We start from the raw sequence: 16,472 nt of genomic DNA on the forward strand, positions 1-16,472 counted from the left end.
TTCCTATCGTAAATTGGTATTAAATCGTTTTTCAAGCCTTTGACTAAAGCTTGACATTGAGTAGCAAAAGAACCAGAAAATAAAGGTAACAAAAACATACCCTTCTGTTTCATATCCTAACCAGTAAGAATCAGCCGCACTTAATCGCACCATGGCAAGGAGGTCAAAAAGGCCAATAATTAAAACAAGTGTTGTATCTTGAAACAGAGCAACAGCAACACTCAAAAGGTTAGGAATAGCTACTTTTAACGCTTGAGGTAAGATTACCAGTCCCATTTTTTGCCAGTATGAAAGCCCAATGGCATCTGCTGCTTCAAATTGTCCCTTAGGAATAGATTGTAAGCCACCTCGAATATTCTCTGCGATATAGGCTGCTTCAAACATGGCAATACCAATGAGTGCACGCAATAACTTGTCAAAACTCACCCCCTCAGGGAAAAAGAGTGGCAAAATGATAGAAGACATAAATAAAATAGTAATCAAGGGAACACCACGAATAAACTCAATGTAGGTCACACTCATGCTCTTAATAATCGGTAGGTGTGAAGCACGTCCAAGGGCTAAAATAATCCCTAAAGGAAAGGCTGCTAAAATCCCTACCGCTGCTACCATGATAGTCAACATCAATCCACCCCATTTATCCGTGGGTACACTCTCTAACCCAAAAAAGCCTCCATACACTAAAATAAACCCAGAAATAAAATAGAGATTGGCTAAGAGAAGTTTTGCTTTAGGACTGGATAGGTACTTAAAGAGTGCGATAAGTACAAAAAAGAGCCCATACACTGTATTCACTCTCCAACGCTCTGCAGAGGGATAAAAACCATACATAAACATATCGATTTTCATATGAATAAAAACCCAACATGCCCCACCGCTTGTACAATCTTCTCGTGTGGTTCCAACAAAATTAGCATCAATGTATGCCCACTTAATAAAGGGAGGAATAATCCAAAATAAAATCATTACACCCAACATACTTAGGGCAACATTGAGGGGTGTTGAAAAAAGATTTGCGCTTAGCCAATGGGATAAACCTTTGGTATTGCTGCGCGCTTTACGTGGATTAATTTTTTCATAGATTGCCATTTTAGCGCTCCTTAATTTGCATTTTATGGTTAAACCAATTGAGAAATGCCGATACCAAAAGGCTGATGATGAGATAAACCAGCATGGTCATCGTAATAATTTCAATTGCTTGCCCCACTTGATTGAGTGAGGTTCCTGCAAAAACAGTCACGATTTCAGGATAACCTACTGCCGTTGCAAGAGAAGAGTTTTTCAGTAAATTGAGGTATTGATTAATAATAGGTGGAATTGCAATACGAATGGCTTGAGGTAAAATAACAAGTTTTAAAGATTGATAACCACTAAACCCCAGTGAGATAGCTGCTTCTTTTTGTCCATAATTCACCGCTTGAATGCCTGAACGTACCGCTTCGGCAATAAAGGTAGCCGTGTAAATAGAAAGGGCAAAGGCCAGTGCTAAAAATTCAGGAGAAAGTGTTTTGCCACCTTTAAAATTAAACCCTCGTAGCTCTGGAAAACTAAAATTGAGGGTAGCCCCACTGATAAAATAAGCAAGCATGGGCACAACCAATAACAGCATTACGAAAATAGGCCATACCATAAAATCTTTTCCACTCAATGCTTTTCGACGATTCGCCCAAATATTAAGAGCTATAGAACCTATGATAACGAGAATAAAACTAAAAAGTATGCTAAAAAACGTTGTGTTATATTCAGGAAGTGGAAAATAAAGACCTCGGTTATTAATAAAAAACATATTGAAAAATGTATAACTCTCTTTGGGACTTGGCATAGAGCGCAAGACAACATTGTACCAAAAGAGAATTTGAAGCAAAAGGGGAATATTTCTAAAAAAATTAATATAGGCTTTGGCAAGTTTTGCAATCAGCCAGTTATTAGAGAGCTGTAAAATACCAATCATAAGACCTAAGAGTGTTGCAAATACAATCCCCACACAGGCAATAATAATCGTATTTAAAAGACCTACAACAAAAACACGCCCATGCGTATTCTCTTCTGTATAAGCAATAGGGGATTGATCTATCCCAAAACCAGCGGTACCTTCTAAAAAGCCAAACCCTGTTTGAATGCCTCTTTGTTCAATATTGGAAAGGGTATTACTTCCAATGTACCATAAAAATGCAACCAATCCTATAACGGTTAAGGCCTGAAAAAGAAGGCCGCGAATCTTTTGATTTCTTAAAAATACAAACATAGCTATCCTTTAATCTGTTAATCATACAGGGTAGAATTTTCTACCCTATACATACGTTTTTGTATTTTTGTAAGTTATTATCTAAAAGGAGGAGCGTATTGTAGGCCACCTTGTGTCCAAAGTGCATTGTAGCCACGTGAAATTTTAAGAGGGGAGCCATTACCAACATTTTTTTCAAACGATTCGCCATAATTCCCAACATGCTTGATAATAGAGTAGGCAAACTCTTTTTTGAGACCTAGATTTTCACCCATTTGTCCCTCAACACCTAAGAGGCGTTTAACATCTGGATTATCAGATTTAAGCATGGCATCAACATTTGCACTGCTTACGCCTGCTTCTTCAGCGCTTAACATGGCAAAAAATGACCATCTCACAATATCAAACCATTTTCCATCACCCTTGCGAACAACAGGACCTAAAGGCTCTTTGGAAATAACTTCAGGAAGAACAATAGACTCATCAGGTTTTAAAAGTTTAATTCTCAATCCGTACAATTGTGATTGATCAGAGGTTAAAACATCGCATCGGCCACTTTCATATGCCTTAACCACTTGGTCATTGGTATCATAAGAGACCAATTTGTATTTCATTTTATTGCTTCTAAAATAATCCGCTACATTGAGTTCTGTAGTCGTACCCGTTTGCAAACAAATTGAAGCGCCATCAAGCTCTTTAGCACTTTTTACACCCAACTTTTTGGTGACCATAAAACCTTGACCATCGTAATAATTAATGCCTGCAAAATTTAGCCCCAAAGAGGTGTCTCGAGTTTGTGTCCATGTGGTATTTCGTGAAAGCATATCAATCTCACCTGATTGAAGGGCGGTTAAACGCTCTTTTGCATTGAGTGCAATGTATTTAACTTTTTTATCATCACCAAAAATGGCAGCAGCAACCGCACGGCACACATCAACATCAAGACCCTTGTAAATACCATCACTACCCACTTCAGAAAAGCCAGGGAGTCCACCATCAACACCACACTTCACAAAACCTTGTTTTTGTACATCACTCAGCGTATCCGCATACAAGGCGGTTGAACTAAGCGCTAAAAAGCTCATTGTTGCTAAAGAGACTTTAGCGAATTTAGAATGTAACATCATCTATCTTCCTTTCTAGTTTGAGATATGAGGACAATTCTAGCATGAGATGATTTGTTTATTGTGCATTATTATGATTATTTATTAATCAGTAAAATGCTTATAGATTTAATAGTTAAAAAAATAGACGTTGCAAATAACTACAGAAAACCTAAAGATATAGGGTTGTTTAAAATTCATTCAATTGTCTTTAAAGGCAATCTCATTATAATAAAGAAAAATCAGTATGTAAGGGTCTTGTATGAGTTCTTGGACGCGTTCATCATGGAGAGAAAAACCAATTAAGCAACAGCCGCTTTATGCCAATCAAGAGATGCTAAAAAGTGTCGAGCAAGAATTAAGTAAATATCCACCCCTTGTTTTTGCAGGCGAAGTAAGACAACTCAAAGCCTCTTTAGCGGATGTGGTTGCAGGTAAGGCATTTTTACTTCAAGGGGGTGATTGTGCGGAGAGTTTTACCGAATTTAATGCGGTAAACATTCGTGATATGTTTAAAGTCATGCTTCAAATGGCAGTTGTTTTGACCTTCGCAGGAGGTTGTCCTATCGTTAAAGTAGGGCGTTTAGCAGGGCAGTTTGCAAAGCCACGCTCCAGTGATTATGAAGAGATGAATGGCGTATCACTTCCGAGCTACCGTGGTGATATTATCAACGATATGGATTTTACAGAAGAGGCACGTGTGCCTAATCCTAAACGTATGCTCAAAGCCTACAACCAATCCGCTGCAACCATGAACCTTTTACGTGCATTTTCGAGGGGTGGTTTGGCAGATTTGCATCAAGTGCATAAATGGACATTGGGTTTTGTCTCCAAAAGCCCTTTGGGTGAGCGCTATCAGCATCTGTGTGATCGTATATCTGAGACCTTAGCATTTATGGAAGCGTGTGGCATCACTTCTGCCAATACACCCAATATTAACGAAACCGTTGTGTACACATCCCATGAGGCACTTTTACTCAACTACGAAGAAGCGCTGACGCGTCAAGACAGTTTGACAGGGGATTGGTATGACTGTTCAGCGCATATGCTTTGGATTGGAGATAGAACGCGCAATGTTGATGAAGCCCATGTGGAATTTTTAAGTGGGGTAAAAAATCCTATTGGCATTAAAGCAGGACCAACGACTACGGTTGAGAGTTTAATGGCATTGATTCAAAAGCTTAATCCTGAAAATGAAGCGGGTCGTTTAAATATTATCGTGCGCATGGGTGCAGATAAAATCGAAACTGAATTTCCAAAGTTAGTCCGTGCCGTGAAAGCAGCAGGCGCCCATGTGTTATGGAGCATTGATCCGATGCATGGCAATACTATCAAAGCCTCTAATAACTACAAAACACGCTCGTTTGATGAAGTCTTACGTGAAGTGAAGGGCTTTTTTAAAGTGCATGAAGAAGAGGGCACCTTTCCAGGAGGCGTTCACTTAGAGATGACAGGGCAAGATGTGACAGAGTGTATCGGTGGTGCGCAAGAAATTACCGAAGAAAACCTTGCGTGTCGTTACCATACTCAGTGCGACCCACGCCTCAATGCCAACCAAGCGTTAGAGCTTGCCTTTTTAATTGCAGACTCTTTAAAAGCGGCACGTCAGCGCTTTTTAGCGTAGTGAAACCTTTTTACATGTAAAGATATAAATCTTTACATGTAAAGCCTTATTGTTTACGTTTTTTCCTTTGGTGCAACCACACATAAATTACCCCAATAAACACCACCAATGCCACAACCATTAGTGTTACTAGATGTAAATTCTCTTGAAGCAGTGCCTCGTTTTGACCAAAATAATAGCCAAGCAGGGCTAAAATGCTGACCCAAATACCAGCACCCACACCTGTATAAAAAGCAAAAAGTCCAAGATGCATACGTGCCAAACCCGCAGGTAAAGAGATGTATTGGCGCACCACAGGCACCAACCTACCACTGAGCATAGAAAAAGAGCCGTGGGTTTTAAAAAAGCGCTCCACTTTATCAAGGGTCTCTTTGGTAAAAAAAACATAATGTCCGTATTTCAAAAGCAATCTACGTCCAAGTTTAACCGCCAAATAGTAGTTAAACAGTGCGCCTGCAATGCTCCCACCAATGCCCACAAAAATAGCCATCCAAAGGTTCATCTCGCCTTTGTAGCTCAAATACCCAGCAGGAATCATCACCACTTCAGAGGGAAATGGAAAAAAACTACTCTCTAAAAACATCATTACAAAAATACCTAAATAGCCTAAACTACTCACCGTTTGAACAATCCAATCAATAATAGCGTGCATAAAACTCCTACATTTTTTATTAGAATTCTTATAAAAACTCTACACGTTGCGTAAAAGCTTATATCACACGAATTTCAAGTTCATCCCCTTGCCATACACCGTGTTTAGTACAATAGCATTGGGCATTAAAATGATAAACATCTTTATTAGGCACAATAGAAAATGCAACTTCAGCATTGCCTCTACGCTCTTCTGCACTTACAATACATGCAGCCAGTTCCACTTTGGCAAGCATACGATCCGCATCAAAAAGTGTAATCGTAGAGATATAATGATTAAAATCATCAATATGCGCATGCTCACGACCCACTCGTACATGTACCATGAGTGGAACACCTTTTTGAGCTATACCATCACAAGAAATATAAGGGGTATGTTTATCAATAAAATCTTTGCGAGATTCACGCTCTTCGGGGCTAAAACTATCTGATGTAAAAATTTTTGGCATAAGGTATCCTTTTTGAAAAAATGGTTAATTTTGAAAGCAATAGTATCAAAACGAAAGTGCTTAAGATTTTAATTCAATCATTCTATCGCCACACCATTGCGCAAGCGCTTTATCGTGTGTAATAAGTAAAATACCCACACTATCCAAACATTGCATCAGTAATTGCATGACATGCAAACCTGTAATATTATCCAGCGCAGAGGTTGGCTCATCCGCTAAAAGTAGCTTTGGTTTCATCAATAAAGCCCTTAAGATAGAGCATCTTTGTAACTGTCCACCGCTGAGTTGGTGTGGTTTTTGATGCAAAAGCACTTCATCTAAATTCAATGCTTCACATAAAACATCTAATCCATCCAAAGAAGCGACATCTTTGATTTGATTTAAAATGGTGTAGGTCGGGTGAAACGAAGTGTAGGGGTCTTGAAAAATTTGCGACAAAGAAGCGGCATGAATGTTTCCTCTTTGCGCCTTCACATTTCCTGAAATAAGCTCAAAAAGCGTACTTTTTCCACTCCCGCTTGCACCTACAATACACACCACCTCTCCGATGTTTACATGTAAAGAGAAGTCTTCATATAAAAGCCTCTCTTGGGTGTAGCCAAAATCAAGGTTTTCAATCGCTAAAACCTTCTCACTCATGCGCGAATTTGACCTTTACCATACACCTTGAACTTATACGTTGTCAAATCATTAATCCCCATAGGTCCTCGTGCATGAAGTTTATTGGTACTAATGCCTACTTCCGCACCGAAACCAAACTCACCACCATCGGTAAAACGAGTGGAGGCGTTCACATACACACTGGCCGCGTCCACTTCATTTAAAAAGCGCTCCGCCGTCGTGTAATTTTCGCTCAAAATCGCTTCAGAATGAGAAGAGCCATACGTTGCAATATGTGCAATCGCTTCATCCACACTTTCAACGATTTTAATGTTTAGCGCATTGCATAAATGCTCTGTATGATAATCTTCTTCGCTTGCAAGGCTTACATGTAAAAGTGCTTGTGTCTTCTCACACCCTTTTATCTGCGCACCGCTTGCATCCAACGCCTCTTTCATCGATGGTAAAAACGTAGCAGCAATGGCTTCATGCACCAAAAGAGTTTCGAGGGAATTACACGCACTAGGACGTTGGCATTTGGCATTGAGGACAATGGCTATAGCTTGCTCTAAATTGGTATCTTTATCCACAAAGGTATGACAGACCCCTTTATCGTGTTTTACCACAGGAATAGTCGCATTTTCGCTCACATAACGAATGAGCGCTTCACCGCCTCTTGGGATGATGACATCCACGTATTTATCCATTTTAATGAGCTTAGCAACCCCTTCACGACTCGCATCGGGTAAAAGAGAGATAATGGCTTTAGGAAGCCCGTACGCCTCTAAGACTTCTTGCAAAATGGTCGCAATAATAGTGTTGCTATGGTGTGCCTCTTTGCCACCTTTGAGTACACACGCATTGCCACTTTTAAAACAAAGTGCAGCAGTATCGCTCGTGACATTAGGACGACTCTCATAGATAATAGCAACCACACCAATAGGAATGCTCACTTTTTCAATTCTAAGCCCACTAGGAACAACCCATCCTTCCAACACTCGCCCTACAGGCTCTTTAAGCGCTGCAATTTCTCGAATCGCTTTTGCCATATCGGCGATACGTTTAGGATTGAGTAAAAGTCTGTCCATGAGTGCGGCACTTAAGCCATTTTTCTTACCTTCTACTAAATCCTTTTGGTTTTCATCAATAATACGTTCACAGCTCTTTTCAAGGGCATCTGCCATGGAGAGCAACACATCACATTTTGTTTTAGGATCAAGTGTGGCAATAACCCGACTGGCTTGTTTGGAATGTTCTAAAAATATTTGCACCTTATTGCCTTTCTTATGCGATAATTTCGTAAGATTTTACACTTTTTATATTTAATGTGTCATAAGTATGTCCACGCTATAATCTGAACTATAAAAGATACTAAACAAGGAAATGTCATGCAGCAAATTTATGATATCGCCATTATTGGTGGAGGGCCAGGAGGAATTGGAGCGGCCGTTGAAGCAAAGGTATTTGGCATTCAAAATATTTTGATGATTGAAAAAGGAGATAACCACTCTCAAACCATTCGTAAATTCTACAAAGATAACAAACGTGTCGATAAAAATTATAAAGGTCAAGAGATTGTATTAGAAGGAACGATTGACTTTAGAGATGGAACCAAAGAGAGTACACTCAATTACTTTGACTCCTTACTGGATAAGGGTGAAATTGACACTGCTTTTAACAGCGAGGTGGAGAGCATTACGAAAACAGGTGATGAATTTCAAATTGTTACGAGCAAAGCAGGCTATATTGCAAAATACGTTATTGTGGCTATTGGAACCATGGGAAAACCCAATAAACCAGACTATACTTTACCTATTTCCCTTAAAGAACGTATTAACTTTAACCTCGACAAATGCTCCCAAAATGAGAAAATCTTACTCGTAGGAGGAGGAAATTCCGCCGTAGAGTATGCCCTTGAGCTTTCAAAAACAAACAACGTGACGTTAAATTATCGAAAAGAGAGCTTTAGCAGACTGAACGATATTAATCTTCAAATGATTCAAGAGTACAATGGTCGGGAAAAACTGCGATTGCGTCTGGGAATGGATATTGTAAGCATTGAAAATGAAAATGGTTTACCCAAAGTGCACTTTACCGATGGGTATGACACGGTGTATGATAGAGTGATTTATGCCATTGGAGGAACAACCCCGATTGATTTTCTCAAAAAATGTGGTATTAGCTTCAATGAAGAGAATAAAGCAGAATTTGATGAAAATTATGAAACCAAAACCAAAGGCTTATACCTTGCTGGGGATATTGCCGTTAAAAGTGGAGGAAGCATTGCAATTGCGCTCAATCATGCATACCACATTATCTCCCACATTCTTAAATCACACCAAAAACAAGGTTAGGAATGGAGAAACATAAGCTCTTAGGTTCGCAATTCTTCGCACTTTTATTTTTGATGCTTCTTGTGATTGGCGGTATAGCCTCGTACACCTTAGGAAATTTTGGAGGTGTCTCTTTTGATGAACTAGGAGAGAAGTACATTCCTAAAGACGATGTTAAGTTTAGTGACCTGCCTTTAGAAACTCAAAAGCGCTACATTGATAAAGAAGCAACTCTAGCACAAAGCAAAGAGGCAAATGCCTTAGAATTAGAAAACTATGTCGATGAATTTGGTAAAGCTATTCCTGAAAATGCTGTGAACATGCAAGATTTAAAGCGTATGATTACCCGTTTGCAAAAAACCCTTCTTTTCTTGCATCATGACTATTTTTTAATGACCAATGAAAAAGATGAACTTGTTCAAAAAATAGAGATGCAACAAAAAGAGTACGAAAAAGAAAAACAAGCATGGCTACAGCAGAGCACACAACGCCTTAATGAAGCAGAAGAGCATCATTTTAAAAATATCAGCGAATTGACCCTAAAATTAAATGATCTTCAAAAAGAAAACCTTTTACTCTCCCATAAAATAGAGAGTGAATCCAATGACTTAAAATCAGAAATTGAATCGCAAAAAGCAAAACAAGCACAAGATGATGCCAAAAAACATCAAGAAATTCACCTAGCACGAGAAGAAGAACGGGCTAAATTTCTTAGCTATGAGACAAGTATTGCAGAACTTAACACAAATCTTGACGCATTAAAAGAAAAGCTTCACCTTCAAGAAGCAGAATATCAAACACGTTTTGAAAATGAAAAAAAAGAACTGGAAATAAAAAATCAACTCCTTGAATCTTCCACAAAACAGCTTCAAGAGTTGGAAGCGAAACATACAGAAACCTTACGATTAAAAGAAGAAGCTATTGTTAAAGAAAATGCCACGCATGAAGAAGAAGTGAAACACCTAAAATCAGAGCTTTCAAGTGCAAAAAAACATGTTGATGCTTTACTTTTAGAGAGTGAAAAAGATTTGGCAAAATTTAAACACTATCTTGATGAGGAAAAGAAGCGTTATAGCGAACTAAGCTTTGAAAATCAACACTATAAAGAAGCGATGCAAGCCAAAATTGAAACCTTAACCCTCACAGTGGAAAAAGCCAAAGAAGAGGCTGCTCAAAAAGAACAAAAGCTTCAAGAATTAACCCAAACCATCACAAAGCTTCAAGCCATTACGCAGGATATTGATAAAGAAGTTGAAAAACGTGTCGATGAAATCAGCCAAACTCACAACAAAAACTACCGTATTTTTAATGAAAAAATGGCTCATTTTGAGAGATACAAACAAGAACTACTCCAACAACTCGATGGTCAATTAAACGAATATAAAGCAACTGCTAAAGAAAATTTTGAACGTATAGAGCACCAAAACAAAGAACTCACCCAGAAAAATGAAGCCTTGAGTTTGGAAAAAGAAAACTACGCAAAAGAACTTCAAACCGTTCAACAACAGCTGATACTCTTGCGTGAAAAACATGAGGCGATGCAGCAAGCCGATATGCAAAAACTCAAAGAAACACATGAGTCACTCCTAAGACTGCAAGAACAACTCAAAGCAAAGGATGAAAGTATAAAAACCTTACATGTAAATCATAAAGAAGCACTCAAATCAAAAGAGAATGCTCCTCGCTCAAATGAGCCATTGAACTATATAGCTCAAATAAACTGTGAAGATATGGGAACAGGAGTGGATGCCCTTTCTGAAAAATGCAAAACAGATATAAAAAGCTTTTTATCACGCTATGATCGTTCTTATTTCTTTGAAATAACACCCATTGTGGACAATTCAGGCTTTGCTTCTTTAGCGCTTCTTAAAACAAAGAAAGTTGGCATTGAAGAGAGTGAGATTGAGCGTATTAGTGCTCTTGCTAACATTGGACTTGGCAAAGCCAGAGCCAAAGCAGGTGGTGAGTTGGTTACATCTTACGTAGGAGAGGGGGCAAAAATAAGCTATGCCCTCTCAAACATTGAACAAGCTAAAGCACGGGGTTTTCAGATCAAGGTGTATCGCTAAATGCTCAATTTATTGCAATTAAAAGAAGGGTATCGCTACAACAGCGATTCTTTATTACTGTATGATTTTATAAGCACCTTAAATCCAAAAGGGAAGCTCTTGGATGTTGGATGTGGATGTGGTATTTTAGGACTTTTACTCAAACGTGATTTTCCTTCTTTACATGTAAGCCTTTTGGATATTCAAGCGAAAAATTGTGAAATTGCACACGCCAATGCTTTAGCCAATCATTTAAGCATTGAATCCTTTACATGTAAAGATTTTTTAGAAGTAAAATTTGAAGAGAAATTTGACCATATTATCTCCAACCCTCCTTTTTACCATCAAGGAGGCGTTAAGAGCGAAAAGGATACGCTAAGCCTTAGCAGACATAGTAGTGCGCTCCCTTTTGAAGCTTTCGCAAAAAAGGTGAGTAAAACACTTTCCAATCGTGGGTATTTTACCTTTTGTTATGATGCTAAACAACTTGATATGCTTATGCATGCGCTACTTAGCAATGGTTTAAATGTAGAAAATCTCTGTTTTGTACATCCTAAAATTGACAAAGAAGCTTCTTTGGTACTTGTTTGTGCACGTAAAAACTCAAAGTCATTGTGTAGGATTCATGCGCCTTTGTTGATGTGCGAGGAAGAACAGTTTACTAAGCGTGTGAAAGCTATTTTTGAAAAATCAAAAACAAAGAGCCTTGAATGGATGGATTAATGTATCAAGAGGGCTTTAAGTATGCTTTTAATCCAAAAGCCTGCCAAAGCTGTGAAGGAAAATGCTGCATTGGAGAGAGTGGGTATATTTGGGTGAGTCAAGAAGAAATAGAAGCTATTGCTGAAAAACTTTTGTTAAGCAAAGAGAGCTTTATCAATAACTATTTACTAAAAATTCGCTATCGTTTCACGATTAAAGAGATTGCGTATGAAGGTGGCTATGGGTGTGTCTTTTTTGATAGAGAAAAAAAGATGTGTACCATCTACGATGTGCGTCCATCTCAGTGCCGAACCTTTCCCTTTTGGGAATATTTTAAAGAAAACATTGACGAGGTAGTTTCAGAATGTCCCGGTATTATTCGCTTATAATTGTTCTTTTCTTCTTGGTGGGATGCAGCACCAAAGAAGTTGTCGTTCTTAATGAAACCACAAAAAAAGTTTTTGAAGAAGAGGACAATCTTATCTTGCAAGCGTTGCATTATCAACAAAAAGGTGATTATACAAACGCCCGTAAAATCTACCATTCACTTTATGAGCAGAGCCAAAAAAAGGTTTATTTAACCGAAGATGCAGGCTTGGCTTTTGTATTGGGCGATCCTGATGCCCCAGCATTGATTGCGGAGGGACTTCAAAAATACCCTGATGAGAAAAATTTTAACCGTCTTTTGGTAGGGCAATTGGTGAAAGAAAAGCGTTACAAAGAGGCAGAACACGAGATTTTAAAACTCATTGAACACGATAAAAGTATCCAGCATTTAAGCATTGCTGGCAATTTATACCTTCAAATGAAAGCCTATGATTTGGCACTGAAATATTTTGAAAGTGCGTACAAACAAGAGCAGTCTGAAGATTTATTGATGAATATTGTTGAATTGCAGTACCGTTTTTTAGAAAGACGTGACGATGCGATTGCACATTTAGAAACCTATGCAAATATGGAAGGATGTGGAAATAAAACCTGTTTCAAACTCATCGAAATTTATGGCAAAGAACGTAATGTTCAAGGTTTAATTGCAACGTATAAAAAACTTTACAAAGAACATCATAACGAAGAGTTATCTAAAAAAATTGTTGAACTCTTATTGTATGTAAGAGATACAAAAGGAGCGATTGAATTTTTAAAAAACTCACCGTTTAATCAAGATATGCTTTTACATATTTATGCCACCCAAAAACGCTTTATGGATGCTTACGCTTTAGCTGAGCGTTTATATGACGAGAGTAAAAACCTTGACTACTTGGGCAAAATGGCAATTTATGAGTATGAACATCACAAGAACACCCTCACACCCGAGATTCTTCACGCCATTACACTCAAGTTTGAAGAAGTCACAAGTGTTTTACGGGATTCTGTCTATTTTAATTACTATGGCTATTTGTTAATTGACCATGACATAAATGTCCAAAAAGGTATTTATTTGGTACAAGAAGCCCTCAAAATTGAGCCGAATTCTCCTTTTTATCTTGATTCTTTAGCATGGGGATATTATAAATTGGGTCAATGCGAAAAGGCGTATGAAGTGATGCAAGGTCTTGGTGAATCAATGATGGAAGAAGAGGTTGTTGTGCATTTGAATGCCATTAAGAAATGTTTGAAAGAGAAAAAATGATTTTAGATGAAATTATAAAACGTACCCATGAAGACTTAGAAAAGAAAAAGAAAGAATACACCATAGATTGGCTAGGCAGGAGCCTTGCCTTTAATCCGTTTATGCCACGCGATGTTAAACCGTATCTTAAAGCAACACCCCAAAATCCGTATCGTATTATTGCAGAAGTTAAAAAAGCAAGCCCTAGCAAGGGAATTATTAAAGAAGATTTTGACCCTTTACTCATTGCCAAAGCGTATGAGTTAGGAGGGGCAGATGCGATTTCTGTGCTGACTGAGCCACACTATTTTAAAGGTAATTTAGAGTATTTAACCCAAATCCGCCGTTATGTACCAACACCGCTGTTGCGAAAAGATTTTATTATTGATGAGTATCAGATACTTGAAGCCCTTGTTTACGGCGCCGATTTCATTTTATTGATCGCAAAAGCACTTTCAAAAGCTGAGTTAAAACACCTATTAGAGTATGCATTACGACTAGGACTGGAAGTTTTAGTCGAAATACATGATAAAGAGGATTTGGTCAAAGCCATTTTTGCAGGAGCGAATATCATCGGTATAAACCACCGAAATTTAGAGACCTTTGAGATGGATATGAACTTAACCCAGAAGCTTATGCCACTGATTCCTCAAGGAAAGATCATCGTAGCAGAGAGTGGATTGAACGATAAAGAGACGATTAAACACTTAAGTCAGATGGGAGCAGATGCGTTTTTAATTGGAGAATATTTTATGAGGGAAAATGACATAGAAACATCTCTAAAATCTTTCAAAAAGGTAGACTAATGGATTACATGTATGCCCCATGGCGCAGTGCTTATTTTTGTGAAAGACCTCAAGGATGTGTGTTTTGTAATATTTCAGAACATCCCGAAAAAGACGATGAGCACCATGTACTCTACCGTGATGAGCACTGTTTTATCGTGATGAACCGCTATCCGTATTCACCTGGCCATTTTATGGTGATTCCACATTACCATACCGATTGTGTCGAAGCACTTGACCCACAGGTGTGGGTGCATATCTCTTTACTCATTCAACGCTGTGTTCTTATGCTTAAAGAAGGCATTGGCGCACAAGGGGTCAATTTGGGAATGAATTTAGGCAAAAGTGGTGGAGCAGGCATTGCTGAGCATATTCACTATCATGTGATTCCCCGTTGGAGTGGCGATACGAACTTTATTACCACCATTGCTGACACCAGAGTTTATGGAGCGGATTTTGAAAAAATTTATCAGCATTTAAAAGGGTTAATTCCTGAGTATCTTGCATGCTAAACGAGTTGGACATTGATGCCTTTATGGAGAAAAAATCTTCATTTGAGCTTCTTATTGATGTGCGTAGCCCTAAGGAATTTGAAGCGTCTCATATGGTGGGGGCGGCTAATTACTACGTCTTAAATGATGCAGAGCATTGTGAAGTAGGGACGTTGTATAAAAATGTTTCTCGCAATGATGCAAAACTTTTAGGAGCCCATTACATTTGTCAAAACAGTGCACAACATCTTTTAGAAATTGCTAAAACGTGTAAAATAGGTTCTAAAATAGGCATTTACTGTGCAAAGGGTGGTCTTCGTTCTAGTTCTCTTGCCAGCATTCTTGCACACATAGGCTATCAAGTGTATCGGCTTAAAGGGGGATACAAAAGCTACCGTTTTTATGTTCTTAGCTACCTTGAAAATCTTCCTCATCACCGTTTTATTGTCTTAGGGGGCAACACAGGGTGTGGTAAAAGTGAGTTACTAACCAAACTTTCACCTTCTTTAGACCTCGAAAAAATGGCAAATCATTTAGGATCCAGTTTTGGTCATATTAAAGGTATTCAACCAAACCAAAAAACATTTGAAAATAATCTATGCGAAATTTTACATAAAATCGACCCTCATACGTATATCTTTGTTGAGGCAGAGAGTAAAAAAATGGGCACATGCACCATTCCTTCTCGTTTATACAAACATATACATCAAGGAATTCGTGTTGAAATAACAGCGCCTCTTCCACAGAGAATTGAGCGCATTTTAAAAGATTACGCTTCTATGTCAGCTGATTTTTTTTACTCATCCATGCAAAAAATTGCACCTTATATTCAAAAAAGTGTTAAAGAAGAGATTTTTAGAGCCTATGAAAACAAACAGCTTGAAAAAGTGGTTGAACTGCTTTTACTGAAGTACTATGATGTTGTCTATAAAAAACCACAGCACAGTAATTTTTTTCTTGAATATGCAAAAGAACAAACAACGTATGATGCTTTAAATGCCTTACATGTAAACCTTTCCTCTACGAATCTTTAAGTCTTTTTTTACCTCTTTAGTGAGACAATAATAAGTTATTTATTAAAATATTATTTAAGAGGAGTATTTGTATAAAAATATTATTGGCTTCCATTGTATGCGCATCGTCTTTGTTTGCACATTTTCAAACAGTGATGACAGACAAATCTGTGATCGAGCAAGGTAGTAGCCCAAAAGTAGCGGTTCAGTATGAATTTACCCATCCCTTTGAACAAAACAGTATGAATATGGAAAAGCCTAAAGAGGCAGGCGTTTTTGCTGAGGGCAAAAAAACATCGCTTCTGTCTTCCTTTAAAGAGGTCAAAAAAGGCGCAATGACATCATGGACAAGTGAATACACGATTAAAGAACCAGGTGTATACCAATTCTATGTCGATCCTGTGCCGTATTTTGAGCCTGCTGAGGAGAAATTTATCCGCCATCAAACCAAAACGATTGTGGATGCGTTTGGTTCAGGCGAGGGTTGGGATAAACCCATTGGTCTTAAAGCAGAAATCATCCCACTTTCTCGCCCTTATTCACTCTATGCAGGCAATCTGTTTAGCGCCCAAGTGCTTTACAAAGGCAAACCCGTTGCGAATGCCGAAGTTGAAGTAGAATTCTACAACACAAAAGGGCTCAAAGCGCCCAATGAAATGTACGTTACGCAAGTGTACAAAGCCGATCAAAATGGCGTCTTTCATGTGGCACTCCCTCAAGAAGGCTGGTGGGGATTTGCAGCATTAATGGATGATGATGAAAAGATCAAAAAAGAGGGTAAAAGTTACCCTGTCGAATTGGGTGCTGTGCTGTGGCTCAAAACGGAGGCGATGAAATAAA

The 16,472-nt window shown here is 38.4% G+C and carries 16 protein-coding genes and 1 pseudogene; 10 read left to right on the forward strand and 7 right to left on the reverse strand.

Annotated features, from left to right (window positions below; translation table 11 throughout):
- Positions 1–3: 3 nt before the first annotated feature.
- The 3 genes from SULBA_RS06335 to SULBA_RS06345 form a co-directional block, all read right to left on the reverse strand.
- The gene (locus tag SULBA_RS06335; RefSeq protein WP_014769451.1) at positions 4–1,089 is read right to left on the reverse strand and encodes an amino acid ABC transporter permease; all 1,086 of its coding nucleotides are present in this window, start codon (positions 1,087–1,089) and stop codon (positions 4–6) included.
- Position 1,090: 1 nt separating this feature from the next.
- Positions 1,091–2,245: an amino acid ABC transporter permease gene (locus SULBA_RS06340; RefSeq protein ID WP_014769452.1), complete on the reverse strand. Its 1,155-nt coding sequence runs from the start codon at positions 2,243–2,245 to the stop codon at positions 1,091–1,093.
- A 77-nt stretch (positions 2,246–2,322) separates the two neighbouring features.
- A complete protein-coding gene (locus tag SULBA_RS06345) occupies positions 2,323–3,351 on the reverse strand; it encodes an amino acid ABC transporter substrate-binding protein (protein ID WP_014769453.1) in 1,029 nt (342 codons plus the stop codon).
- 238 nt (positions 3,352–3,589) lie between these two features.
- Between SULBA_RS06345 and SULBA_RS06350 the strand changes: the two genes are divergently transcribed.
- The gene (locus SULBA_RS06350; RefSeq protein WP_014769454.1) at positions 3,590–4,951 is read left to right on the forward strand and encodes a class II 3-deoxy-7-phosphoheptulonate synthase; all 1,362 of its coding nucleotides are present in this window, start codon (positions 3,590–3,592) and stop codon (positions 4,949–4,951) included.
- 46 nt (positions 4,952–4,997) lie between these two features.
- Here SULBA_RS06350 and SULBA_RS06355 read toward each other — a convergent pair whose 3' ends face one another.
- The 4 genes and pseudogenes from SULBA_RS06355 to SULBA_RS06370 form a co-directional block, all read right to left on the reverse strand.
- Entirely contained in the window at positions 4,998–5,603 is a 606-nt protein-coding gene (locus tag SULBA_RS06355; RefSeq protein ID WP_014769455.1) for a DedA family protein, read from the reverse strand.
- A 58-nt stretch (positions 5,604–5,661) separates the two neighbouring features.
- On the reverse strand, positions 5,662–6,051 hold the full coding sequence (locus SULBA_RS06360; protein ID WP_014769456.1) for a desulfoferrodoxin family protein: 390 nt from the start codon (positions 6,049–6,051) through the stop codon (positions 5,662–5,664).
- 60 nt (positions 6,052–6,111) lie between these two features.
- The gene (locus tag SULBA_RS06365) at positions 6,112–6,690 is read right to left on the reverse strand and encodes an ATP-binding cassette domain-containing protein (protein ID WP_014769457.1); all 579 of its coding nucleotides are present in this window, start codon (positions 6,688–6,690) and stop codon (positions 6,112–6,114) included.
- Positions 6,687–7,937 (reverse strand): annotated as a pseudogene (locus SULBA_RS06370) (glutamate-5-semialdehyde dehydrogenase); the annotation flags it as partial. The pseudogene SULBA_RS06370 and the gene SULBA_RS06365, both read right to left, overlap by 4 nt.
- A gap of 102 nt (positions 7,938–8,039) precedes the next feature.
- Here SULBA_RS06370 and SULBA_RS06375 point away from each other — a divergent pair.
- The 9 genes from SULBA_RS06375 (at position 8,040) to SULBA_RS06415 (ending at position 16,471) form a co-directional block, all read left to right on the forward strand.
- Positions 8,040–9,005, forward strand: coding sequence for an NAD(P)-binding domain-containing protein (locus SULBA_RS06375; RefSeq protein ID WP_014769459.1), 966 nt, complete (start codon positions 8,040–8,042; stop codon positions 9,003–9,005).
- 2 nt (positions 9,006–9,007) lie between these two features.
- Positions 9,008–11,053, forward strand: a complete 2,046-nt coding sequence (locus tag SULBA_RS06380; protein WP_014769460.1) for a hypothetical protein — start codon at positions 9,008–9,010, stop codon at positions 11,051–11,053.
- On the forward strand, positions 11,054–11,755 hold the full coding sequence (locus SULBA_RS06385) for a tRNA1(Val) (adenine(37)-N6)-methyltransferase (RefSeq protein ID WP_014769461.1): 702 nt from the start codon (positions 11,054–11,056) through the stop codon (positions 11,753–11,755). It abuts the gene before it with no gap.
- Complete coding sequence (locus tag SULBA_RS06390) at positions 11,743–12,123, forward strand: YkgJ family cysteine cluster protein (RefSeq protein ID WP_014769462.1); 381 nt, start codon at positions 11,743–11,745, stop codon at positions 12,121–12,123. Before SULBA_RS06385 ends, SULBA_RS06390 begins: the two co-directional genes overlap by 13 nt.
- Positions 12,099–13,364 (forward strand): tetratricopeptide repeat protein, encoded by a 1,266-nt coding sequence (locus SULBA_RS06395; RefSeq protein ID WP_014769463.1) that lies wholly within the window; start codon positions 12,099–12,101, stop codon positions 13,362–13,364. Before SULBA_RS06390 ends, SULBA_RS06395 begins: the two co-directional genes overlap by 25 nt.
- Positions 13,361–14,149, forward strand: coding sequence for an indole-3-glycerol phosphate synthase TrpC (trpC, locus tag SULBA_RS06400; RefSeq protein WP_014769464.1), 789 nt, complete (start codon positions 13,361–13,363; stop codon positions 14,147–14,149). Before SULBA_RS06395 ends, trpC begins: the two co-directional genes overlap by 4 nt.
- Positions 14,149–14,640: an HIT family protein gene (locus SULBA_RS06405; RefSeq protein ID WP_014769465.1), complete on the forward strand. Its 492-nt coding sequence runs from the start codon at positions 14,149–14,151 to the stop codon at positions 14,638–14,640. Before trpC ends, SULBA_RS06405 begins: the two co-directional genes overlap by 1 nt.
- Complete coding sequence (mnmH, locus tag SULBA_RS06410) at positions 14,634–15,653, forward strand: tRNA 2-selenouridine(34) synthase MnmH (protein ID WP_014769466.1); 1,020 nt, start codon at positions 14,634–14,636, stop codon at positions 15,651–15,653. Before SULBA_RS06405 ends, mnmH begins: the two co-directional genes overlap by 7 nt.
- 83 nt (positions 15,654–15,736) lie before the next feature.
- Positions 15,737–16,471, forward strand: a complete 735-nt coding sequence (locus SULBA_RS06415) for a DUF4198 domain-containing protein (RefSeq protein ID WP_014769467.1) — start codon at positions 15,737–15,739, stop codon at positions 16,469–16,471.
- Position 16,472: the final 1 nt, after the last annotated feature.

It is taken from the genome of Sulfurospirillum barnesii SES-3, from assembly GCF_000265295.1.
Taxonomy (GTDB): domain Bacteria; phylum Campylobacterota; class Campylobacteria; order Campylobacterales; family Sulfurospirillaceae; genus Sulfurospirillum; species Sulfurospirillum barnesii.

Coding starts and splice junctions, on each gene's coding strand:
- SULBA_RS06335 (WP_014769451.1), bottom strand. CDS start 1,089: ATGGCAATCTATGAAAAAATTAATCCACGTAAAGCGCGCAGCAATACC.
- SULBA_RS06340 (WP_014769452.1), bottom strand. CDS start 2,245: ATGTTTGTATTTTTAAGAAATCAAAAGATTCGCGGCCTTCTTTTTCAG.
- SULBA_RS06345 (WP_014769453.1), bottom strand. CDS start 3,351: ATGATGTTACATTCTAAATTCGCTAAAGTCTCTTTAGCAACAATGAGC.
- SULBA_RS06350 (WP_014769454.1), top strand. CDS start 3,590: ATGAGTTCTTGGACGCGTTCATCATGGAGAGAAAAACCAATTAAGCAA.
- SULBA_RS06355 (WP_014769455.1), bottom strand. CDS start 5,603: ATGCACGCTATTATTGATTGGATTGTTCAAACGGTGAGTAGTTTAGGC.
- SULBA_RS06360 (WP_014769456.1), bottom strand. CDS start 6,051: ATGCCAAAAATTTTTACATCAGATAGTTTTAGCCCCGAAGAGCGTGAA.
- SULBA_RS06365 (WP_014769457.1), bottom strand. CDS start 6,690: ATGAGTGAGAAGGTTTTAGCGATTGAAAACCTTGATTTTGGCTACACC.
- SULBA_RS06375 (WP_014769459.1), top strand. CDS start 8,040: ATGCAGCAAATTTATGATATCGCCATTATTGGTGGAGGGCCAGGAGGA.
- SULBA_RS06380 (WP_014769460.1), top strand. CDS start 9,008: ATGGAGAAACATAAGCTCTTAGGTTCGCAATTCTTCGCACTTTTATTT.
- SULBA_RS06385 (WP_014769461.1), top strand. CDS start 11,054: ATGCTCAATTTATTGCAATTAAAAGAAGGGTATCGCTACAACAGCGAT.
- SULBA_RS06390 (WP_014769462.1), top strand. CDS start 11,743: ATGGATGGATTAATGTATCAAGAGGGCTTTAAGTATGCTTTTAATCCA.
- SULBA_RS06395 (WP_014769463.1), top strand. CDS start 12,099: ATGTCCCGGTATTATTCGCTTATAATTGTTCTTTTCTTCTTGGTGGGA.
- trpC (WP_014769464.1), top strand. CDS start 13,361: ATGATTTTAGATGAAATTATAAAACGTACCCATGAAGACTTAGAAAAG.
- SULBA_RS06405 (WP_014769465.1), top strand. CDS start 14,149: ATGGATTACATGTATGCCCCATGGCGCAGTGCTTATTTTTGTGAAAGA.
- mnmH (WP_014769466.1), top strand. CDS start 14,634: ATGCTAAACGAGTTGGACATTGATGCCTTTATGGAGAAAAAATCTTCA.